The organism is Bacillus timonensis, from assembly GCF_000285535.1.
Classification (GTDB): Bacteria; Bacillota; Bacilli; order Bacillales; family Bacillaceae_L; genus Ferdinandcohnia; species Ferdinandcohnia timonensis.
Genome location: NZ_CAET01000112.1, coordinates 1 through 269, shown reverse-complemented (window position 1 = coordinate 269; position 269 = coordinate 1). Strand labels below are relative to the sequence as shown.

General features: G+C 37.2%; 1 protein-coding gene. It reads right to left on the bottom strand.

Annotated elements, in window-relative coordinates; translation table 11 throughout:
- On the bottom strand, positions 1-147 hold a 147-nt coding region (locus BTHG_RS27865), incomplete at its 3' end, for an MHYT domain-containing protein (RefSeq protein WP_148361294.1).
- Between the last annotated feature and the right edge of the window lie 122 nt (positions 148-269).

The following is a 269-nucleotide window of genomic DNA, read 5'->3' as shown; positions in this document are numbered from 1 at the left end:
GGAAGAAAATAGAGCAAATGTAACCCAAGCCCCGAAAATGGCCACCAAAAGTGAAATCAGCAACAACATCGTCGAATAGGAAAGATTGGCCTCCATTCGCATCGATCGCATGCTTAAATAATGCATGCTAAAAATTCCGAGACCCATTAATAAACTACTAATCGCCACTGATTTTGTTTGTAAAAATGCTGATTACCTCGTTTCAGTACTACCTAGCACCAATGAAACGAAATATATTCTAAACGATACCCATTTTGATTTAATGAAAA